Here is a 19,211-nt window from a genome sequence, read left to right as displayed (position 1 = left end):
CCTCACTCAGGGTCCGCGCCCTGGTTCGACGTGTCCGGTGGCGAGAGTTCCTGGCTTCCGGGGAGCCGTCGGCTCCTCGGTGACAGTGGCGGGACCGCGCCGGATTCGCACCGGACTTCCTCTTCATGCCGCCGTGTTGGCTCCGGCAGTCCACCACGCCCCGCGAACGCCCGTCAACTTGCCGTTGACCTGCGAAAGCTCCCCCCGGCGGTGGGCCGGAGGGAGCTTTCGGACGTGCTGGGGCGGGTGGGACGCGCGGGGGTGACCGCGCGGCGTCAGCTGACGATCAGGTAGATCGCGTAGCCGACGGCCACCGCGCAGAGCGAGAAGCAGGCGTAGGCGCCGGTGCGTGCCAGGTGGGCGGCGCCGCCCCGGCCGGTCGCGGCCTCGTGCTTCGACAGGCCCACGATGCCCAGGGTGAACAGGGTCACGAGGGCGACGGTGGCGGAGAGGCTGACGCCGAACACGGAGCCGAGTGCTGCCCAGTCGATCTTCATACTGCCGATTCCTCTGTGGGTCAGACCGCGGCGGCGGGAGCCGCCGGGGCCGGGGGAGCGGCCGGTGCCGGGGTGGGGATGGTCGCCTTGAAGGCCTCGTCCGTGACCGCGGCGGTGGTGCCCGCGAGCGGCGGAACGACGACGGCGGCGATCGCGGTGGTGACCACGCCGGGAGCCTCGGCCGGGGCGTCCGGCGTGCCGTTCACGTTGGTGTGGTCGACGACCTGGCGGCGCGAGACGAGCCAGATGGCGACGCAGGAGCCGACGAGGAAGAGCGCGACGGCGGCCACGCCGACGTCACCGGTCCGCATGACGAGCTCGGCGCCCGCGGACACCAGGGCGGCGGCCGGCAGGGTCAGGCCCCAGGCGATGAACATCCGGCTGGCGGTGGACCAGCGGACCACGCCGCCCTTGCGGCCCAGGCCCGCACCCATGACCGCGCCGGAGCAGGCGTGGGTGGTGGAGAGGGAGAAGCCGAGGCTGGAGGAGGCCAGGATGACGCTGGCGGCCGAGGTCTGGGCGGCGAAGCCCTGCTGCGGCTGGAGGTCGGTCAGGCCGCTGCCCATGGTGCGGATGATGCGCCAGCCGCCCAGGTAGGTGCCCATCGCGATCGCCATGCCGGCCGAGAAGATGACCCAGACCGGCGGGTTGGAGCCGGGGGCGAGCGCACCGCCGGCGACCAGCGCCAGGGTGATGATGCCCATGGTCTTCTGCGCGTCGTTGGTGCCGTGCGCCAGGGAGACGAGTCCGGCCGAGGCGATCTGACCGGCCTTGTAGCCCTTGGCGGAGGTCTTCTCGTCGACGTTCTTGCCCACCTTGTAGGTGAGCCGCGAGGCCAGCATCGCGGCCACTCCGGCCACGATGGGCGCGGCGACCGCGGGGAGCAGCACCTTGGTGACGAGCGTGCCGCCGTTGACGGCGCCGAGACCGGCGGAGGCGACGGCCGCACCGACCAGGCCGCCCATCAGGGCGTGCGAGGAACTGGACGGCAGGCCGACCAGCCAGGTGACGAGGTTCCAGAGGATGGCGCCGACCAGCGCGGCGAAGATGACCTCCGGCTGGATGCCTTGCTCGTTGACCAGGCCCTTGGAGATCGTCTTGGCGACCTCCACGGACATGAACGCGCCGACGAGGTTCAGCACGGCGGACATGGCCACCGCCGTCTTGGGCTTGAGTGCGCCGGTCGAGATGGTGGTGGCCATCGCGTTGGCCGTGTCGTGGAAACCGTTCGTGAAGTCGAACACGAGAGCGGTAATGATCACGATCCCGAGGAGAAGCGTTATGTGCTCCATTTACCCAGGCTTCTGTTTGACGTCAGTGGCTCGCCGACCGTAGGCAACTTGAGTGAACGGAAGATGAACTGGACCGGGCGGAGCGGTGTACCGATCCGGGGACGGTTCGCCGCGCTCGTCCCCATTGGACCGCTGATGCACCTGTTTACGCACGTCAGGGGCTGGATGGACCCCCGGCCGACCGGGGGTCTCCCACCCCGCCGTCGCGTGCGTCCGGGACCCCGGGTGAGACCCGGATCACGCCCGCCCGGCGCGCGTCCCCGGTCACCGGAACGACCGCCTCCACTGGCCGGGCCCGCCGCCCCGGCCGACACTGGAGCGGTGCCCCCCGCAACCACGACGGCAGCGGCCGTCACCGCCGCCCTCACCGCCGCCGGACTGGCCGCTGCCGCCGGGGTGGCCGCCGTCGCCGCCGGCCGGTACGCCGCCAACGCCGCCCTGCGGACCGAACCCGGCCGCCCGCTGCCCGGCGGACCGAAGCTCGTCGTCCACTCCGCCACCGCGGACCGCGTCGCCCTGACCCGGTCCCTCGCCTCCCTGTGGCCCGGTACGTACGGCCTGGCCGCGCCCGGTGTGCACGCGGTCGTCGGGGCCGTCCTGCCCGACGCCCCGCACGACCCGGACACCGTCGTCCGGCGCCTGGTCGGGGTCACCCACGGCTCCCTCGCCCCCGGCACCCGGGTCCTGCTCACCCCGCAGATCCACGCCGGCAACCCGCGCGCCGCCCTCGGCCTCGACCACGCCGACGTGGACGTTCCCGGAGAGCTGGGCGCCCTGCCCGCCTGGTTCGTGCCCGGTGCCCGCGACACCTGGGTGATCACCGCGCACGGGCTCGGCGGCACCCGCGAACACCCCATGGTGGTCATGCCCTTCCTGCACCGCCACCGGCTGCCGGTCCTCGACCTCGCCTACCGCGGCGACCTCGGAGCCCCCGCCCCGCCGGACGGCGTCGGCCACCTCGGCGCGTCGGAGTGGCGCGACCTGGACGCGGCGATCCGCTACGCCCTGCGCTTCGGCGCCCGCCGGGTCGTCCTGTACGGGTGGTCCACCGGCGCCACCATGGCCCTGCTCGCGGCCGAACGCTCCGCCCTCGCCGACCGGATCTCCGGGCTGGTCCTGGACTCCCCGGTGCTGGACTGGCGCGCCACCCTGGAGCGCCTCGCCGCCGCCCGCGGGACCCCGGCCGCGGTCCTCCCGCTCGCCGTGCGGGCCGCCGAGGGGCGCACCGGACTGCGGGCCGGCCGGCGGCCGCCGGGCGCCGACCCGGCGGCGCTGCGGATGCCCGTACTGATCTTCCACGGGCCCGAGGACACCCTCGCGCCCTGGGAGCCCTCGCGCCGCCTCGCCGCCGCGCGCCCGGACCTCGTCACCCTGCGGACCGTCCGGGACGCCCCGCACGGCGCGATGTGGAACGCGGATCCCGCGGAGTACGAGGAGGGCCTGCGCCGGTTCCTGACCCCGCTGATGTAGCCACCGTGGCGCGAAGGCACCTTTGCCCCGGTATGACCCCTCGGTGTCCGGCGGTAACGGCCGGTTCCGTTTGGGCTTTCGGGCCGTGACGGGCGAGACTGCTTCCGTGACGTCCCGAAAGCCTGATGAGCAGTTGGCTCGCGACTCCAGACTCCGACTCGTCTCTCCGCGCTCCGTCGCCACGGCCCGCAAGGCGGTGACGGACCGGAGCACCCGGCCGGCCCCCCGCCCGCCCGCCGGTACCCCCGCCGCGCCCGACCTCGCGAACCGGGCCCGCGCCTCCCTGGCGGACGCCGTGCGCCTGGCCCGCTGGGCCGAGCACCACCTCGGCGTCGCGGACGGGTCCCGGCCCGCCCCGGCGGGCGCGCTGCCCGCCGCCGACGTCGAACGGGCCGCTCGGCAGCTGGGTCTGACGCACGGCCAGATCCAGGTGGGCTGGGACCGCGCCCGGCTCGCCGGACTCGTCGAGGTGCACGGCGGACACGCCCGCCCCGGCTGGCGCCTGCGCGCCTGGGACCGCGACGACACGGCCGTCCTGCGCGGCTGGGTCGCCCTCTTCGACGCCTGGTCGCTCGTCCACCCGGCCCCGGCCGACATCGCCCCCTCGGCCGTCGCCGAAGTGGTCGAGTCGATGCCCCAGGTCCTCTCCCTCCTCCAGCTCTCCGCCGGACCCGTGACCGTCCCAGCCCTGCTGGACCTGCTCGGCCAGCGCGTCGTCGAACTGCGCGACGAGCGCTGCGAAGTGCCCTACGACGCCGCCTCCGAGGCGGGCGCCGCCGGCCTCGGCGGCCCGAGCGCCGCCGCCCCCGCGCGCGCCGCCGACCGGCCCGTCCCGCTCGCCCGCCTGCTGCGCTGGGCGCTGGGCGGCCTGGCCGCCGTCGACGCCGTCACGCTGGGCCCCGCGATGGCCGCGCTCACCCCGCTCGGCAGCTGGGCGGTCTGGGTCAAGCTGGAACAGATCTGCGTGGCCGCCCAGAGCACCGCCGGGAACATCGAGCAGTCCGCCGCGGCCATGCTGCACGGCTGCGCCCGGCTCACGCCCGGCCCGGCCCGCGCCGAATACCAGGCCTGGCTCGCCGCCCGGCCCGTCGGACACGCCGTCAGCGAGCTGCTGCACGCCGCCCGCGGCGAGGACGCGCTGCTGCGCGGCCTGGCCTTCGAGGCGCTGCGCGTGGTCGGCGCCCCCGCCGAGCCCGAGGTCCGCGCCGCGGTCCGCGAGCCCGCGCTGCGCCCCTACGCCCTGCTCTGGCTCGCCGAGCACGACGGGGTCGACCCGGACGAGGCCCAGGACGTGCTCACCCGGGAGGAGTCGACCTGGCTGTGGGTCGACACCGCGGCCGCCATCGCCGACCACGGCGAGGCGGAGCTGCTGGCCCGCCACCTCGACTCGGCCGTGCGCACCACCGTGCCCCGGCTGCTGGACGAGGTCCGCGCCGTCGGGCACCCGCGCACCGTGCAGGTGCTCGTGGCCCTCGCCGCCGCCCACCCCGACCCCGCCCTGGCCAAGGCGATGCGGCGCGCTGCCTTCCAGGTCCACACCGGCGGCGTCTGAAACCGGCGCAGTCCCGGCGCGAAGGGTCCGGGCCCTTCGCGCCCGGACCCCGCCTGACCCGCGCCGCGGGTCAGACCTGCGGCGCGTACGTCCCGAAGCTCCAGATGTTGCCCTCGGCGTCGCGCGCCATGTAGTCCCGCGACCCGTAGTCCTGGTCGGTCGGCGGCATCAGGATCTCCACCCCGTGCTCCTCGGCCCGGCGGTGGTGCGCGTCCACGTCCTCGACCACGATGTAGACCCCGGCCGGGCCGCCCTCGGCCATGGCCTTGTCGAAGACCCCGCCCCGGCCCTTGCTGCCCAGCATCACCATGCCGTTCCCGTAGGCCAGTTCGGCATGCATGACCGCGCCGTCCTCACCCTCGTACACCGCGGCCTGCGTGAAGCCGAAGGCCTCGGTCAGCAGCTTGATGGCGGCCTGGGCATCGCGGTAGAGCAGTGTCGGAAAGATGGTCGGAACGCCTGCCATGACGATCACTCCCTCTCGTGCGTGTGACCCGGACCACAAGTCTCGCAGGCGGGTGTGACAGTCAGCGGAAGGTGTTGCACTGGGCCATGTCGCCCGTCCGGTACCCCTGGTAGAACCACTGCTGGCGCTGCTCGGCGCTGCCGTGCGTCCAGGACTCCGGGGTCACCCGGCCCTGGAACTTCTCCTGGATGCGGTCGTCCCCGACCGCCGCCGCCGCGTCGAGGCCGTCCTTGATGTCCTGGTCGGTCAGGCTGGTGATCAGCGGCCGTCCGGTGCTCTCGTCCGGGGTCCTGGTGGCGTTGTGCGCCCACACCCCCGCGTAGCAGTCGGCCTGCAGCTCCACCTTGACCGCGTTGCTGTTGGCGCCCTGCTGCCCGTCCTGGGCCTTCTGGAGGGTGCCGGTCAGGTTCTGGATGTGGTGCCCGTACTCGTGGGCGATCACGTACGCCTGCGCGAACGGACCGCCGGTCGCGCCGAACTTCGTCCGCAGCTCGTTGAAGAACCCCAGGTCCAGATAGACCTTCCGGTCACCCGGGCAGTAGAACGGGCCCACCGCGGAGGTGGCCGTCCCGCAGGCGGTGCCCACCCGGCCCGTGAAGAAGACCGTCGGCGCCGCGGTGTAGCTGCCGCCGCGCCGGGCGAACTCCTGCCGCCAGTAGTCCTGCGTGCTGTTGACCACGGCGACCAGCCGGCAGTCCTCGCGCGCGTTCGCGTCCCGCCCCTTGCGGCAGGTCTGCTGCACCTGCGCGGCGGAGGAGGACGTGGCGGCCGGCTCGGGGCTGCCGTCGGACAGCCCCAGCTGGTCGGGGCCCACCCCGAGGAGCAGCCCCAGGACCAGTGCGATGAGGCCCACGATGCCGCCGCCGACGGTGGCTCGCCCGCCCGGAATGCGACTGCTCCGGACGTCCTGGACCTCGGAAGTGTCCAGATCGGCGTCGTCGTCGAACTGCATCCCGCACGCCCTCTCATCAAGTGGGGGAGGTCACATCCCGCCCCCTGCGGCGAGTGCCGGCCCCCTCATCCTGGTACGCATGCCCCGGAACCGGCGCCGTATAGGGGCCGAACGGGGGACGCGGGTCGGCGCCCGGCCGGGGCCGGGCGCCCCGAAAAGTAGTTGCGCGCCCCCGGTAGAATGGCTCCATGGCAAATCTCCTCGCGGATTAGCGGCGCCGAAGACTCGCGTCCCTGCCCCCCTTCCGCCGTCCCCACCGCCCTGGAGTATTTCCGTGATCACCGCCACCGGCGTCGAGCTGCGCGCCGGCGCCCGCGTCCTCATCGAGTCCGCCTCGTTCCGCATCGCCAAGGGCGACCGCATCGGCCTGGTCGGCCGCAACGGAGCGGGCAAGACCACCCTCACCAAGTGCCTCGCGGGCGAGGGACAGCCCGCCGCGGGTTCCATCACCCGCTCCGGCGAGGTCGGCTACCTTCCGCAGGACCCGCGCACGGGCGACCTCGACGTCCTGGCCAGCGACCGGATCCTCTCGGCGCGAGGCCTCGACGTCCTGCTCAAGAAGATGCGCATGAACGAGGAGCGCATCTCCTCCGGCTCGGGCGCCACCCGCGAGAAGGCGATGCGGCAGTACGAGCGCCAGGAGACGGAGTTCCTCACCAAGGGCGGGTACGCCGCCGAGTCCGAGGCCGCGACCATCTCGGCCGCCCTCGGCCTGCCCGACCGCGTGCTCGGCCAGCCCCTGCACACCCTCTCCGGTGGTCAGCGCCGCCGCGTCGAGCTGGCCCGGATCCTCTTCTCGGACGCCGACACCCTGCTCCTCGACGAGCCGACCAACCACCTCGACGCCGACTCCATCGTCTGGCTCCGCGACTACCTCAAGAACTACCGCGGCGGCTTCATCGTCATCTCCCACGACGTCGACCTGGTCGAGACCGTCGTCAACAAGGTCTTCTACCTGGACGCGAACCGCGCCCAGATCGACGTCTACAACATGGGCTGGAAGCTCTACCAGCAGCAGCGCGAGGCCGACGAGAAGCGCCGCAAGCGCGAGCGCCAGAACGCCGAGAAGAAGGCCGCGGCCCTCAACTCCCAGGCCGACAAGATGCGCGCCAAGGCGACCAAGACCGTCGCCGCCCAGAACATGGCCAAGCGCGCCGACCGGCTGCTCGCCGGCCTGGAGGCCGTGCGCGTCTCCGACAAGGTCGCCAAGCTGCGCTTCCCCGACCCGGCGCCCTGCGGCAAGACCCCGCTGACCGCCGAGGGCCTGTCCAAGTCGTACGGCTCGCTGGAGATCTTCACCGACGTCGACCTGGCCATCGACAAGGGTTCGCGCGTGGTCATCCTCGGCCTCAACGGCGCCGGGAAGACCACCCTGCTGCGCCTGCTGTCCGGCACGGAGAAGCCGGACACCGGCTCGGTCGTCCCCGGCCACGGCCTCAAGCTCGGCTACTACGCCCAGGAGCACGAGACCCTGGACCCGGAGCGCTCGGTCCTGGAGAACATGCGCTCCTCGGCGCCGGACCTGGACCTGGTCGCCGTCCGCAAGACGCTCGGCTCCTTCCTCTTCTCCGGTGACGACGTCGACAAGCCCGCCGGGGTCCTCTCCGGCGGCGAGAAGACCCGCCTCGCCCTGGCCACGCTGGTCGTGTCCTCGGCGAACGTGCTGCTCCTGGACGAGCCCACCAACAACCTCGACCCGGCCAGCCGCGAGGAGATCCTCGGCGCGCTGCGCACGTACAAGGGCGCCGTCATCCTCGTGACGCACGACGAGGGCGCGGTCGAGGCGCTGGAGCCGGAGCGGATCATCCTGCTGCCCGACGGCGTCGAGGACCTGTGGGGCCCGGACTACCGGGACCTGGTGGCCCTGGCCTGACCCGGCCCGCGCCTGGTCGGGGCCGGTGGGGGCCGGTCTCCGTCCGCTCGGGCGCGTTGATCCAGTTGCTTATGGATCATTCGGCCCACGAGTGATCCATCATCTGAGTGAGAACGTCTCGTACCCCCGCACCCTGTACAACGGCCCCGGTCGCGCACTCACCGTGCGCGGCCGGGGCCGGCTGTTCTTGTGGCGTACCCCCTGACCTGGCGATTCCCACGGTGGGTGGCCGGTCGTGACGGAGGGCGAGGAGTGGAGGCGAAGATTCCGTTCCGCTCCGGTGTCCACTCCGCGAGAAAAGCGCTCGCGCCGACCTTGCCGAATGGGTGGCCAGGAACGCCGGGAGGGGTGATCATGAGAAGTCCAGAGCGCACTTCCCATGAGGAGGCACGGGTGGCCGAGACTCTGAAGAAGGGCAGCCGGGTAACCGGCGCCGCGCGCGACAAGCTCGCGGCAGACCTGAAGAAACAGTACGACTCCGGCGCGAGCATCCGGGCGCTGGCCGAATCAACCGGCCGGTCCTACGGATTCGTTCACCGGATGCTCAGCGAGTCCGGAGTCACGCTGCGCGGACGCGGTGGCGCGACGCGCGGAAAGAAGGCGGCTTCGGCCTGAGGCCCCGGCCGCAGGCTTCGGTCCGATCCGGGCCATCCGGCCGGGTTCGACATCGCTCCTAGAGTCCTTCGGTGCCCCCCGGTCGGCTTTCCGGCCGACCGGGTGGTTACTGTGCAGTCACTTGAGGCCGAGTCCGCGGCCGACTGCACACCGGAGGCATACAGATGGCTCTGCTCGACAAGGACGGCGTACGGCTCACCGTCGACGACACGGTCGCCTCGGTGACACTGACCAACCCGGCCAAGCGAAACGCCCAGTCCCCCGCGCTCTGGCGGGCGTTGGCGGAGGCCGGCCGGTCATTGCCGGGCACCGTCCGGGTCGTCGTGCTGCGCGGCGAGGGCAAGTCCTTCTCCGCCGGACTCGACCGGCAGGCGTTCACGCCCGAAGGCTTCGAGGGCGAGCCGTCCTTCCTGGACCTGGCGCGTGGCTCCGACGAACTGCTGGACGCCACCATCGCCGAGTACCAGGAGGCCTTCACCTGGTGGAGGCGCAACGACATCATCTCCGTCGCCGCGGTGCAAGGTCATGCCATCGGCGCCGGCTTCCAGCTCGCGCTCGGCTGTGACCTGCGCGTCGTCGCGGACGACGTGCAGTTCGCCATGCGCGAGACCAGCCTGGGGCTGGTGCCGGACCTGGCCGGTACGCGGCCGCTGACCGACCTGGTCGGCTACGCCCGTGCCCTGGAGATCTGCGCCACCGGGCGCTTCGTGCACGCGGAGGAGGCCGAGCGGATCGGCCTGGCCAACCTCGTCGTGCCCGGGTCCGAGCTGGACGCCGCCGTGCAGGACCTGGTGGCCGCGCTGGTGGCGCCGCCGCGGGATGCGGTGATCGAGACGAAGGCGCTGCTGCGGGGGGCGTCGGGCCGTGCGTACGACGACCAGCGTGCCGCCGAGCGTGCCGCCCAGGCCCGCCGCCTCCGAGACCTGGCCGGCCTCGCGGACTGACCCCCGCCGCTCCGAAGCCGCGGCCGCCTCCGCCCGGCCTCAACCGCCGGCCGGGCTGACCTGCCCCATGCGGCCTCAATCGCCGGCCGGGCTGACCTGCCTCCGGCGGGCCCTCAAACGCCGGGCAGGCTGACGTGCCTCCGGCGGGCCCTCAATCGCCGGGCGGCTGGATTTGGCTGCCCGGGGGTCCCCCTGTAGCCCCGGGTCAGCAGGACATTTTCAGCCGCCCGGCGTTTGAGGGCCCGCCGGAGGCGATGCCGACCGGTGGTCGGCCGACGGCGTTGCGCCGGTGTTCGTGCCTCCGGCGGGCCCTCAAACGCCGGGCGGGCTGGATTTGGCTCCCCCAGGGCACCCCTGTAGCCCCGGGTCAGCCGACCACCTCCAGCCGCCCGGCGTTCGAGGGCCGCGACCACTCCCAGCCCGCCCGGCGATCGAGGACAGGGGAGGGGCCCGCTACGGGAGGAGGAGGGCCTTGCCCGGGATGGCGCGGGATTCGATGGCCCGGTGCGCATCGGCCGCCGCGGCCAGCGGGAAGGTCCGCCCGATCACCGGCCGCAGCCGCCCCGCCACGGCCCCCGCCATCGCCGCCCCGGCCAACCGCACGGTCTCCGCCGCCCCGAACCGCACCTCCGCGATCCCCCGCAGCGCGATCCCCCGCGCCGCCACCTCCGCCGGGTCCAAGGCCGCGAAGCCCCCGCTCGGCGCCCCGTGCGCGGAGACCCGGCCCCCGTCCCGGACCAGGCCGAAGCCCGCCAGGCCCAGCTCCCCGCCGACCCCGTCGAGCAGTACGTCCACCGGCCCCCCGACCCCTTCGGTCCAGCCCGGGTCCGTGTAGTCGACCACCACGTCGGCGCCCAGTTCCCGGACCAGCGCCAGCTTCGCCGCCCCCCGGGCCGCGCCCACCACCCGGGCCCCCGCGGCCCTGGCCAGCTGCACCAGCAGGGTGCCCATGCCGCCCGCCGCACCCAGGATCAGGACCCGCTCGCCCGGCCGGACCGCGATCGCCTCGGTGATCCCCGTGGCCGTCACCCCGTCGTGCGCCAGGGCCGCCGCCTCCGGGATGCCGAGTCCGTCCGGTACCGGGACCAGGAGGTCGAGCGGGACCCGGATCAGCTCGGCGTACGTGCCCTTCGTGCCGGGGGCCGCCAGCACCCGGCGGCCGAGCAGGCCGGGGTCGACCCCCTCGCCCACCGCGCTCACGTGCCCGGCGGCCGCGCCGCCCGGGACGTACGGCGGGCGCACCCCGAAGGCCTCGCCCCAGCCGCCCCGGATCTGGGTCTCGACGTACAGGGTGTCGATGGCCCCGGCCCGCACCACCACTTCACCCGCACCCGGCTCCGGGTCCGGTGCCTCGACCGGGACCAGGACCTCCGGACCGCCGTACCCGTCCACGCGTACCGCTCGCATCGCACATCCCCCGTCGTCGTGTCTTCCGGTTCCGTGCGTCCAGTCTCGAACCTCGATCATGGTTGAGGTCAAGCGCGATCGACACGCTCTGCCCGCCGTCCGGCGTAGTCCCGGCGCATCGGCGGCGGGACGCGCTTACGGTGGGAGAAAGTCCGCACGCGCGAAAGGACACGGCGATGAGCGAATCGGCATCCGGATCCGGATCCGCCTCGGGAGGGCTCGCCCGGCCCCCGGCCGACCGGGGCCGCACCACCATCGCCGACGGCGTGGTCGAGAAGATCGCGGGCCTGGCCGCCCGCGAGGTGGTCGGCGTCCACGCGATGGGCAGCGGCAGCGGCCTCTCCCGCACCTTCGGCGCGGTCCGCGACCGGGTCCCGGGCGGGGCCCGGGCCTCGGTCAGCCGGGGCGTGAAGGCCGAGGTCGGCGAGGTGCAGACCGCCCTCGACCTGGAGATCGTCGTGGACTACGGCGTGGCCATCCGCGAGGTGGCCCAGGCGGTGCGGGAGAACGTGATCGCGGCCGTGGAGCGGATGACCGGCCTGGAGGTCGTCGAGGTCAACATCGCGGTCAGCGACGTCAAGCTGCCCGACGAAGAGGACGAGGAGCCGGAGTCCCGGCTCCAGTAGGCCCCGCACCCATCCACCCCCGCACCCATCCACACCCGCATCCATCCACCCCCGCACACCGCACCCGTGGACCACGTGGTGCGCGCGCCGAGAGGATCCCGCATGAGCATGGCGGTCGTCGGCCTGTTGGCCGGCATGGCACTGGGGTTCGCCGGGTACTTCGGCGGGTTCGGCGCCTTCGTGCTGGTGGCGGCGCTCGGCGCCGTCGGCTTCTTCGTGGGCCGGTTCCTGGACGGGGACCTCGACCCCGGGGACTTCTTCCGTCCCCGCGACCGTGGCTCCCCGCGCGACGGGGACCGCGACGGCCGGCGCCGGTGAGGCCCCGATGACCAGCCCCCGCGGCGCCCGCCCCGGCGCTCCGCGCAGTACCCCGCCGAAGGTGCATCCGGCCGACCGGGGCGCCACCCGGATCGCCGACCGGGTCGTGGCCAAGATCGCGGCGCAGGCGGCCCGGGAGGCCCTGGCCGCGCTGCCCGCCGGGCCGCCCGCCGACGCCGCGCCCCCGCACGCCACCGTCACCGTGCACCACGACATCGCCCGGGTCCGGATCAGCCTGGAACTCGGCTACCCCGCCGACCTCGCCGCCCAGTGCGCCGCCGTACGGAGCCGGGTCGCCCTCCGGGTCGAGGACTGCGCCGGCATGTCCGTCCCGGAAGTCGACATCGACGTCGAACGGCTGCACCCCGCCCAGGTCGGCCCCGCCCGGCGGGACCGGCTGCGGTGACCGCCCCCGTCGGCCTCGGCAAGGACCCGGCCGGGCCGGAAGCGGCCCCGGCCCCCCGCTTCCGCTCGGCCCGCCGGATCCCCGCCGCGCTCACCGCCCTCGTGGTGCTGGGCGCCGCAGGGATCTTCCTCTACGACCTCGCCGCCGTACGGGCCCACCGCCCCGGCATGCGCTGGCGCCGCGAACTGGCCCGGCTGCTGGAGCGGCACGCCCCCGCCGACACCTGGGTGATCGTCGCCGCCGCGGTGCTGGTGCTGGCCGGAGCGGCCCTGCTGTTCCTCGCGCTGGCCCCGGGCCTGCGCTCGGTGCTGCCGCTGCGCTCCCCGGCGACCGAACGGTCCACCGGCCGGAGTGCGGAGGTGCGCGCCGGGATCGGGCGCAAGGCCGCCGCGCTGGTGCTGAGGGACCGGGCCATGGAGGTGTCCGGGGTCCGCTCGGCCCGGGTCGCGGTGTCCCGGTCCCGGGTCACCGTGCGCGCGGCGTCGCACTTCCGCGCACTGGACGACGTACGGGCGGACCTGGAGGCGGTCCTCGCCGTCGGGCTCGCCGAACTGGGCCTGGCCCACCAGCCGCAGCCGCGCGTCCGGGTCAGCCCGGCCGGAAAGGGGTGACCCGCACATGCTCGGGGTGGTCAACCGGATCCTGCTCGCCCTCGTCGGGCTGGTGCTGCTGGCGGGCGGCGCCGCCGTTCTGACCGGCTACCGGCCGCTGGAGGGCCGCCACGCGCCCCTGCTGAGCGCCGCCCGGCGCCGGCACTGGCACACCGAGGGCTGGTGGTGGTGGGCGGCCGTCGCGGTCCTCGCGCTGTGCGTGCTGCTCGCGCTGTGGTGGCTGCTCGCCCAGCTGCGCCGCTCCCGGCTCCCGGCCGTCGTGGTCGACACCGGGGACGGCGCCTTCGCGCAACTGCGCGGCCGCGCCCTGGAGGAGGCGGTGGCCGCCGAGGCGGGCGCGCTGGACGGGGTGGCCCACTGCCGGGCCGTCCTGCGCGGACGCCGTACGGCGCCCGCCCTGCGGCTGGTCCTGCGCCTGGAGCCGCACGCCGTCCCCGCGGACGTCCTCGGCGCGCTGGCCGGTCCGGTCCTCGACCACGCCCGCGCCTCGGCGGGCTTGGCCGAGCTCCCCACGGAGATCCGCTTCCAGGTCGCGGACCACCGCGCCCACCGGGTCAGCTGACGCCCCGCGCCCCGCAGGGCGTCAGAACCCGTGCCGGGCGCCGCCGTCGACCGGGAGCATGACGCCCGTCAGGTACGAGGCCGCCGGGGAGAGCAGGAAGGCGGCGGCGCGGCCGAACTCCCGGTCCGTGCCGTAGCGGCGCAGCGGGATGCGGGACTCGTTGGCGGCCCGGGCGGCGGCCGCGTCGCCCGAGAGGGCGTCCAGCTCCCGCACCCGGTCGGTGTCGATCCGGGCGGGCAGCAGGCCGACGACCCGGATCCCGCGCGGGCCGAGGTCGTCGGAGAGGGACTTGGCGAAACCGGCGAGGCCGGGGCGCAGTCCGTTGGAGATGGTGAGTCCCGGGATCGGTTCGTGGACCGACCCGGAGAGCACGAAGCCGATGACCCCGCCCTCGCCCAGCTCGGCGGCGGCCGTGCGGGCCAGGCGCACCGCGCCGAGGAAGACCGACTCGAAGGCAGCCCGCCACTGCTCGTCGGTGTTGTCGGCGCCGGAGCCGGGGGCCGGACCGCCGACGCTGATCAGGATGCCGTCGAAGCGGCCGAAGCGCTCGCGGGCGGTGGCGACGAGGCGGGCGGCGGCGTCCGGGTCGGCGTTGTCGGCGACGGCGCCCACGGCGTTCGGGCCGAGCGCGGCGGCGGCATCAGCGACCCGCTTCTCGTCCCGGCCCGTGATGACGGCGCGCGCGCCGTCGGCGGTCAGTTCGCGGGCACTGGCGAAGCCGAGGCCGCGCGTGGCCCCGGTGACGACGTAGACGCGGTCCTTCAGTCCAAGATCCATGCGGGTACGCTACGCCGTCGCGTGCTCGGGCTCGGCGGAACCCCCGGGTCCGGCGCCGCCGCCGTCGCCTTCCGCGCCGGCGGCAGCCTTCGCGGCGGCCTCCTCGCGGTCGCGCTTCTCGCGCCGCACCAGGATCACCCAGCCCACCGGCACGGCGGCGGTGAACAGCCACCACTGCACGGCGTAGGCCATGTGCGGGCCGATCGAGTCGTGGTCGGGCTCGCCGACCGGCTGGGGGCTGCCGCCCGGCGGGACCGGACCGGTCAGCTCCAGGTAGCCGCCGAGCACCGGCTTGCCCAGGTACCGCGCCTGCTGGGCGCTGTTGACGAGCATCACCTGACGGTCCGGCAGGCCCTTGCGGTCCGTGATGCCGCCGTCGCCCTCGACCTCGTCGGCCTTCAGCCGCCCGGTCACCGTGACCTGGCCCGCAGGCGCGGCGGGCACCGCGGGATAGGCGCGCGGATCCCCGCCGCCCGGTACCCAGCCGCGGTTGACCAGGACCACCCGGCCGTCGCCCAGCACCAGCGGGGTGACCACCTGGAAGCCGACCTTGCCGTCGTTGGAGGTCCGCATCCGCACGACGACCTCGTGGGCGGGGTCGTAGGTGCCGGTGGCGGTGACCGCGCGCCAGAAATCGGCGCGCGGAACCACGTGACCGGGCGAGGTCAGCGCGGTCATCGGGGCCGGCTCCGCGGCCAGGTTCGCCGCGATCAGCTCGTTCTGGGCGACCCGGTGCTCGTGGCGGTGGAACTGCCAGAACCCCAGCTGGATCATCGAGGGGATCAGGACGAGGGCCAGGAGGTGCAGGCCCAGCCACTGCCGGGTCAGTACAAAGCGGTACACGCCCACGACGGTACCCCTCCGCGTGCGGGCTCCGGCGGCCGGGTGACCCACTCGGGGGGAGCCGCCGGCCGGCTGCGGTGGCCGCCCGCGCGCGGCGGCCGGTCAGGTGCGGTCGACGACGCCCACCTTCCCCTCCGCGCGGGCGCAGTGCGCCCCGCAGAACCACTGCCGGTCCACCTCGACGCCCTGGCCGATGATCTGGACCCGGCAGTGCTCGCAGATGGGCGCCATCCGGTGGATGGCGCAGGAGAAGCAGTCGAAGACGTGCACCGCGCCCTGCGCGTGCACCTCGAAGGACATGCCGTAGTCGTTTCCGCAAACCTCGCAACGTGCCATGGGCCACAGCGTGGGACCGGACGGGGCGGACGGGAAAGCGGTCGCCGGGCGAGTCGCCCGACGCTCACCCGTCTGCCGCAGCCACGTCCCGCAGGAGCTGGGTGAAGGCGGCCTCGTCGAGGACCGGGGTCCCGAAGGACTTCGCCTTGACCGTCTTCGAGGTCGAGGAGTCCGGGTCGTTCGTGACGAGCAGGCTGGTGAGCCGCGACACGCTCGTCGCGACGTGCAGCCCCGCCTCGACCGCCCGGTCCTCCAGCAGCTCCCGGTCCACGGAGGTGTCGCCGGAGAAGGCGATGCGCATGCCCTGTTTGAGCGGTTTGCCGTCCTCGTACCGCCCCGGGTTCGGGTGCGGGCACGGCGGCCGCTTGCGCGACTGCCGCCAGCTTCCGGCTCCCGGACCGGCGCCGCGGTAGGACGCCTGGTGGCCGATGCGCGGGGTGGCCGGGGTGTCCGACCACTCGGTCAGCGGGCGGCATTCGAGCAGCGGGAGCCGTACGCCGTCCCGCGCGGCCGCGTGCAGGGAGGGCCGGAAGGCCTCCGCGAGGACCCGGGCGTCGTCGAGGGCGTGGTGCGCGCGCTGCTGGACCACGCCGAAGTGCGCGGCGAGCGACTCCAGCTTGTGGTTGGGCAGCGGGAGGTTCAGTTCCTTCGACAGGGCGATGGTGCACAGCCGCTGGCGGACCGGCGCGCTGGCCGCGGCCCGCGCGTACTCCCGGGCGATCATCTGCCAGTCGAAGATGGCGTTGTGCGCGACGAGGACCCGGTCGGCGAGGCGTCCCGCGAACTCCTCGGCGATGTCGCCGAAGAGCGGCGCGTCCCGCAGGACGTCGCTGGTCAGTCCGTGGATCCAGACGGGCCCGGGGTCGCGCTGCGGGTTGACCAGGGTGTACCAGTGGTCCTCCACATTGCCCTGCGCGTCCAGCCGGTAGACGGCGGCGGAGATGATCCGGTCGTCGCGCGCGAGCCCGGTGGTCTCCACGTCGACGACCGCGTACCCCTGGGGGTACGCGGTCGGCCAGATCGTCTCTGCGGTCGTACGGTCGTCGAGCATGGTCACAGAGGATATCGGCCCGGACCGACAGCCGTGGCCCGTCCGCCCCGGCCGAACCCGGCGCCAGGGCTCCCGCCGTCACCCGTCGTCACCCGGGCGAAGGGTCCGGGGACTTCGGCGGGCTCGGCGCAGGGGGCTCCAGCAGGGCCCGTACCAGCGTCCGCAGCGACAGCAGGAACAGGCGTTCCGGGTCCGCCGGGCGGGCCAGTGCGCGGGAGAGGGCCGGGTCGTCCGGGGCGGCGGCCGGGTCCCATACCTCGCCCTCGGCGGGGGACTGGGCGGGGGAGCGTTCCCGGTTGCGCTCGATGAGGACGAAACCGACGATCTGGAACTGGACCACGCGGACCGCGTCCGCGGCGCGGGCCCCGCGCAGCCCCGCCGCGTGCACCTCGTGCACGAGCGCCTGCTGCGCGGGCAGGAACATCCGCTCGGTGAGCCCGCGTTCGTGCACCATCGCGATCAGGTGCGGGCGCGCGCGCAGCTCCCGGCGCAGGGTCCGGGCCACCGAGACGATCCGGTCGGCCGGGGTGCGGCCGGTGGGGCGGACCGCGCCCATGTCCTGGACGGTCCGCTCGACGAGGGCGTCGAGCAGCGATTCGCGGTTGCCGACGTGCCAGTAGATGGAGGTCACCGCGGTGCCGAGTTCGGCGGCCAGCTTGCGCATGGTGAGGGCCGCCGGGCCGTGCTGTCTGACCAGGGACGAGGCGGCCTCCAGCACCTCCTCGCGGGTGAGCGTACTTCTGGCCATGACGGCCCCCAGTCTGTCCGGTGGATCTTCGCTGAATCTGGCGGTGCGTCAGTTCTCGTGCATGCAGCCCTCTTTACCCTTCATCGGCGGCGGTGTAACTGTGTTACAGAACCTCCCCGGCCACCGCTGGGGGGACCCCCCGAAGGGTGGTGCTTCCCATGGCACGCGTACGGTACGGCGCGCGGACCGAAGCCGAGATCTCGGCCTCGCGCGAGAAGAGTTCACGACTGCCGGACATCTGGTCCACCGGTGTGGTGGCGGTCTGGGAGAGCGATCCGGACGTGGTGGCCGCGGTGCTCCCGCCGCCGCTCAAGCCCGCCGAACGGCCCCTCGTACGGGCCAACATCAGCAAGGTCGACCTGCCCGGCTACCCGCTCGGCGCGGGCTCGGTGGCCGTCGCCGCCCGGCACGGCGCGGTCGAGGGCTGGTACCCGCTGGTCATGCCGATGACCCACGAGCGCGCCCTGATCGGTGGCCGCGAGGTCTTCGGCGAACCGAAGAAGCTGGGCGAGGTCGCCGTCGAACGCGACGGGCTCGTCGTACGGGCCTCCCTCGCCCGGCACGGGATCGCCTTCGTGGAGGTGCGCGGGGCGGTGGACCGCGAACTGCCGCTGCCCGAACCGGCCACGAAGACCGACTTCTACTTCAAGTTCCTGCCCGCCGTGGACGGCGAGGGCTTCGACGGCGATCCCGTCCTCGTGCACTGCACGCGCGGCGAGAAGGTCCGCAGGCTGGAACACATCACGGGGGACATCGTCCTGCGGGAGTCGATGTTCGACCCGGTCGCGGACCTGCCCGTGCGCCGGATCGTCGAGATCACCATCGGCGAGAAGACCACCGACCAGAAGGGCAGGGTGGTCGAGCGGGTCAGCGCCCGGGCGTTGCTCCCCTACATCCACCAGCGCTACGACGACCCCCAGCAGATCCTCGACGCTCCCCCCGAGGGCGCGTCGGCGGGGAGCGTGTGAGATGCGGCTCGCAGCAGGACAGGTCGCCGTCGTCACCGGCGCGGCGGGCGGCATCGGCCTCGCCATGGCCCGCCGCTTCGCCGCGGAGGGGCTGAAGGTGGTCCTCGCCGACGTCGAGGAGGGCGCCCTGCGCAAGGCCGCCGACGCACTCGCCGCCGACGGGGCCGAGGTGCTCGCCCGGATCGTCGACGTCAGCGACCGGGACTCGGTGCTCGCCCTCGCCGACGCCGCCTACGACGCCTACGGCGCGGTCCACGTGCTCTGCAACAACGCGGGCGTCGGATCCGGGGCCGAGGGCCGCATGTGGGAACACGAGCCCAACGACTGGAAATGGGCCTTCTCCGTCAACGTCTGGGGCGTCTTCCACGGCATCCAGGCCTTCGTCCCGCGCATGATCGCCGGCGGCGCCCCCGGCCACGTCGTCAACACCTCCTCCGGCGACGGCGGCATCGCCCCGCTGCCCACCGCCTCCGTCTACGCGGTGACCAAGGCGGCCGTGGTCACCATGACCGAGTCGCTGTACGCCCACCTCAAGGCCGAGGGGGCGCCCGTCGGCGCCTCCGTCCTCTTCCCCGGTCCGCACATGCTGCGCACCGGACTGTGGGAATCCCACCGCAACCGGCCCGACCGGTACGCCAAGGAGCGTCCGCGCAAGGCGCCGTACCGCACCCTCGACCAGTACGAGGCGGCCATGCGACAGGCCGGCCACGAGGTGGAGTTCACCCCGGTCGAGGAGGTCGCCGAGCACGTGGTCGACGGCATCCGCGCCGACCGCTTCTGGATGCTCCCGGACAGCGAGCACAGCGACCGCCAGATCCGCGCGCGGTCGCAGTCCATGCTGGAGCGCGCCAACCCCGCCTACCTGGAAAGCTTCATCCTCGACTGAGGAGTCGTGCA

22 protein-coding genes and 1 riboswitch are annotated in these 19,211 nt (G+C 74.0%); of the genes, 12 read left to right on the top strand and 10 right to left on the bottom strand.

Annotated features, from left to right (window positions below):
- Positions 1 to 23: 23 nt before the first annotated feature.
- Positions 24 to 163, bottom strand: a riboswitch (cobalamin riboswitch).
- Positions 164 to 275: 112 nt separating this feature from the next.
- Together ABZY31_RS14080 and ABZY31_RS14075 are read right to left on the bottom strand one after the other, a co-directional pair.
- Entirely contained in the window at positions 276 to 497 is a 222-nt protein-coding gene (locus ABZY31_RS14080; protein ID WP_356409137.1) for a hypothetical protein, read from the bottom strand.
- 20 nt (positions 498 to 517) lie between these two features.
- Positions 518 to 1,789, bottom strand: coding sequence for an inorganic phosphate transporter (locus ABZY31_RS14075; protein WP_356409134.1), 1,272 nt, complete (start codon positions 1,787 to 1,789; stop codon positions 518 to 520).
- A 321-nt stretch (positions 1,790 to 2,110) separates the two neighbouring features.
- On the opposite strand from ABZY31_RS14075, the gene ABZY31_RS14070 reads away from it, so the two are divergent.
- Positions 2,111 to 3,259, top strand: a complete 1,149-nt coding sequence (locus ABZY31_RS14070; RefSeq protein ID WP_356409131.1) for an alpha/beta fold hydrolase — start codon at positions 2,111 to 2,113, stop codon at positions 3,257 to 3,259.
- 196 nt (positions 3,260 to 3,455) lie between these two features.
- Positions 3,456 to 4,811, top strand: coding sequence for a hypothetical protein (locus ABZY31_RS14065; RefSeq protein ID WP_356409287.1), 1,356 nt, complete (start codon positions 3,456 to 3,458; stop codon positions 4,809 to 4,811).
- A gap of 70 nt (positions 4,812 to 4,881) precedes the next feature.
- Here the strand turns inward: ABZY31_RS14065 and ABZY31_RS14060 are convergent, their stop codons facing one another.
- Positions 4,882 to 5,277: a VOC family protein gene (locus ABZY31_RS14060; RefSeq protein ID WP_356409128.1), complete on the bottom strand. Its 396-nt coding sequence runs from the start codon at positions 5,275 to 5,277 to the stop codon at positions 4,882 to 4,884.
- A gap of 61 nt (positions 5,278 to 5,338) precedes the next feature.
- Positions 5,339 to 6,229, bottom strand: coding sequence for a neutral zinc metallopeptidase (locus ABZY31_RS14055; protein ID WP_356409125.1), 891 nt, complete (start codon positions 6,227 to 6,229; stop codon positions 5,339 to 5,341).
- A gap of 274 nt (positions 6,230 to 6,503) precedes the next feature.
- Between ABZY31_RS14055 and ABZY31_RS14050 the strand changes: the two genes are divergently transcribed.
- From ABZY31_RS14050 to ABZY31_RS14040, 3 genes are all read left to right on the top strand, one after another.
- On the top strand, positions 6,504 to 8,102 hold the full coding sequence (locus ABZY31_RS14050; protein WP_356409122.1) for an ABC-F family ATP-binding cassette domain-containing protein: 1,599 nt from the start codon (positions 6,504 to 6,506) through the stop codon (positions 8,100 to 8,102).
- A gap of 393 nt (positions 8,103 to 8,495) precedes the next feature.
- Positions 8,496 to 8,717, top strand: coding sequence for a helix-turn-helix domain-containing protein (locus ABZY31_RS14045; RefSeq protein WP_329115282.1), 222 nt, complete (start codon positions 8,496 to 8,498; stop codon positions 8,715 to 8,717).
- A 164-nt stretch (positions 8,718 to 8,881) separates the two neighbouring features.
- Entirely contained in the window at positions 8,882 to 9,661 is a 780-nt protein-coding gene (locus ABZY31_RS14040) for an enoyl-CoA hydratase/isomerase family protein (protein ID WP_356409119.1), read from the top strand.
- A 453-nt stretch (positions 9,662 to 10,114) separates the two neighbouring features.
- Here the strand turns inward: ABZY31_RS14040 and ABZY31_RS14035 are convergent, their stop codons facing one another.
- On the bottom strand, positions 10,115 to 11,068 hold the full coding sequence (locus ABZY31_RS14035; protein ID WP_356409116.1) for a zinc-binding dehydrogenase: 954 nt from the start codon (positions 11,066 to 11,068) through the stop codon (positions 10,115 to 10,117).
- 176 nt (positions 11,069 to 11,244) lie between these two features.
- Here ABZY31_RS14035 and ABZY31_RS14030 point away from each other — a divergent pair, with 176 nt between their 5' ends.
- From ABZY31_RS14030 to amaP, 5 genes are all read left to right on the top strand, one after another.
- Entirely contained in the window at positions 11,245 to 11,694 is a 450-nt protein-coding gene (locus tag ABZY31_RS14030) for an Asp23/Gls24 family envelope stress response protein (RefSeq protein ID WP_356409113.1), read from the top strand.
- Between the two features lie 102 nt (positions 11,695 to 11,796).
- Positions 11,797 to 12,012: a hypothetical protein gene (locus ABZY31_RS14025; RefSeq protein WP_356409110.1), complete on the top strand. Its 216-nt coding sequence runs from the start codon at positions 11,797 to 11,799 to the stop codon at positions 12,010 to 12,012.
- 7 nt (positions 12,013 to 12,019) lie between these two features.
- On the top strand, positions 12,020 to 12,418 hold the full coding sequence (locus ABZY31_RS14020) for a hypothetical protein (RefSeq protein ID WP_356409107.1): 399 nt from the start codon (positions 12,020 to 12,022) through the stop codon (positions 12,416 to 12,418).
- Positions 12,415 to 13,029, top strand: coding sequence for a DUF6286 domain-containing protein (locus tag ABZY31_RS14015; protein WP_356409104.1), 615 nt, complete (start codon positions 12,415 to 12,417; stop codon positions 13,027 to 13,029). Before ABZY31_RS14020 ends, ABZY31_RS14015 begins: the two co-directional genes overlap by 4 nt.
- 7 nt (positions 13,030 to 13,036) lie before the next feature.
- Positions 13,037 to 13,591 carry an alkaline shock response membrane anchor protein AmaP gene (amaP, locus tag ABZY31_RS14010; RefSeq protein WP_356409101.1) on the top strand — a complete coding sequence of 185 codons (555 nt, stop codon included), beginning with the start codon at positions 13,037 to 13,039 and terminating at the stop codon, positions 13,589 to 13,591.
- A 21-nt stretch (positions 13,592 to 13,612) separates the two neighbouring features.
- Here amaP and ABZY31_RS14005 read toward each other — a convergent pair whose 3' ends face one another.
- From ABZY31_RS14005 to ABZY31_RS13985, 5 genes are all read right to left on the bottom strand, one after another.
- Complete coding sequence (locus ABZY31_RS14005; RefSeq protein WP_356409098.1) at positions 13,613 to 14,368, bottom strand: SDR family oxidoreductase; 756 nt, start codon at positions 14,366 to 14,368, stop codon at positions 13,613 to 13,615.
- A 9-nt stretch (positions 14,369 to 14,377) separates the two neighbouring features.
- Positions 14,378 to 15,211: an SURF1 family protein gene (locus tag ABZY31_RS14000; protein WP_356409095.1), complete on the bottom strand. Its 834-nt coding sequence runs from the start codon at positions 15,209 to 15,211 to the stop codon at positions 14,378 to 14,380.
- A 102-nt stretch (positions 15,212 to 15,313) separates the two neighbouring features.
- Positions 15,314 to 15,547 carry a hypothetical protein gene (locus tag ABZY31_RS13995; protein ID WP_354382262.1) on the bottom strand — a complete coding sequence of 78 codons (234 nt, stop codon included), beginning with the start codon at positions 15,545 to 15,547 and terminating at the stop codon, positions 15,314 to 15,316.
- Between the two features lie 64 nt (positions 15,548 to 15,611).
- Positions 15,612 to 16,598, bottom strand: a complete 987-nt coding sequence (locus tag ABZY31_RS13990; protein ID WP_356409092.1) for a DEDDh family exonuclease — start codon at positions 16,596 to 16,598, stop codon at positions 15,612 to 15,614.
- Positions 16,599 to 16,686: 88 nt separating this feature from the next.
- A complete protein-coding gene (locus ABZY31_RS13985) occupies positions 16,687 to 17,346 on the bottom strand; it encodes a TetR family transcriptional regulator (RefSeq protein ID WP_356409089.1) in 660 nt (219 codons plus the stop codon).
- Positions 17,347 to 17,504: 158 nt separating this feature from the next.
- On the opposite strand from ABZY31_RS13985, the gene ABZY31_RS13980 reads away from it, so the two are divergent.
- Together ABZY31_RS13980 and ABZY31_RS13975 are read left to right on the top strand one after the other, a co-directional pair.
- Positions 17,505 to 18,314: an acetoacetate decarboxylase family protein gene (locus tag ABZY31_RS13980; protein ID WP_356409087.1), complete on the top strand. Its 810-nt coding sequence runs from the start codon at positions 17,505 to 17,507 to the stop codon at positions 18,312 to 18,314.
- Between the two features lies 1 nt (position 18,315).
- The gene (locus ABZY31_RS13975; RefSeq protein ID WP_356409084.1) at positions 18,316 to 19,200 is read left to right on the top strand and encodes an SDR family NAD(P)-dependent oxidoreductase; all 885 of its coding nucleotides are present in this window, start codon (positions 18,316 to 18,318) and stop codon (positions 19,198 to 19,200) included.
- The last annotated feature ends 11 nt before the right edge of the window (positions 19,201 to 19,211 follow it).

This window comes from Streptomyces sp. NPDC006529 (assembly GCF_040611795.1).
GTDB lineage: Bacteria > Actinomycetota > Actinomycetes > Streptomycetales > Streptomycetaceae > Streptomyces.
This window is presented reverse-complemented; position numbering and strand designations above follow the sequence as displayed.

Excerpts from the sequence above, each read along its gene's own strand:
- ABZY31_RS14080 (WP_356409137.1), bottom strand. The coding sequence starts at position 497 with ATGAAGATCGACTGGGCAGCACTCGGCTCCGTGTTCGGCGTCAGCCTC.
- ABZY31_RS14075 (WP_356409134.1), bottom strand. The coding sequence starts at position 1,789 with ATGGAGCACATAACGCTTCTCCTCGGGATCGTGATCATTACCGCTCTC.
- ABZY31_RS14060 (WP_356409128.1), bottom strand. The coding sequence starts at position 5,277 with ATGGCAGGCGTTCCGACCATCTTTCCGACACTGCTCTACCGCGATGCC.
- ABZY31_RS14055 (WP_356409125.1), bottom strand. The coding sequence starts at position 6,229 with ATGCAGTTCGACGACGACGCCGATCTGGACACTTCCGAGGTCCAGGAC.
- ABZY31_RS14040 (WP_356409119.1), top strand. The coding sequence starts at position 8,882 with ATGGCTCTGCTCGACAAGGACGGCGTACGGCTCACCGTCGACGACACG.
- ABZY31_RS14035 (WP_356409116.1), bottom strand. The coding sequence starts at position 11,068 with ATGCGAGCGGTACGCGTGGACGGGTACGGCGGTCCGGAGGTCCTGGTC.
- ABZY31_RS14030 (WP_356409113.1), top strand. The coding sequence starts at position 11,245 with ATGAGCGAATCGGCATCCGGATCCGGATCCGCCTCGGGAGGGCTCGCC.
- ABZY31_RS14025 (WP_356409110.1), top strand. The coding sequence starts at position 11,797 with ATGAGCATGGCGGTCGTCGGCCTGTTGGCCGGCATGGCACTGGGGTTC.
- ABZY31_RS14020 (WP_356409107.1), top strand. The coding sequence starts at position 12,020 with ATGACCAGCCCCCGCGGCGCCCGCCCCGGCGCTCCGCGCAGTACCCCG.
- amaP (WP_356409101.1), top strand. The coding sequence starts at position 13,037 with ATGCTCGGGGTGGTCAACCGGATCCTGCTCGCCCTCGTCGGGCTGGTG.
- ABZY31_RS14005 (WP_356409098.1), bottom strand. The coding sequence starts at position 14,368 with ATGGATCTTGGACTGAAGGACCGCGTCTACGTCGTCACCGGGGCCACG.
- ABZY31_RS13995 (WP_354382262.1), bottom strand. The coding sequence starts at position 15,547 with ATGGCACGTTGCGAGGTTTGCGGAAACGACTACGGCATGTCCTTCGAG.
- ABZY31_RS13990 (WP_356409092.1), bottom strand. The coding sequence starts at position 16,598 with ATGCTCGACGACCGTACGACCGCAGAGACGATCTGGCCGACCGCGTAC.
- ABZY31_RS13985 (WP_356409089.1), bottom strand. The coding sequence starts at position 17,346 with ATGGCCAGAAGTACGCTCACCCGCGAGGAGGTGCTGGAGGCCGCCTCG.
- ABZY31_RS13980 (WP_356409087.1), top strand. The coding sequence starts at position 17,505 with ATGGCACGCGTACGGTACGGCGCGCGGACCGAAGCCGAGATCTCGGCC.
- ABZY31_RS13975 (WP_356409084.1), top strand. The coding sequence starts at position 18,316 with ATGCGGCTCGCAGCAGGACAGGTCGCCGTCGTCACCGGCGCGGCGGGC.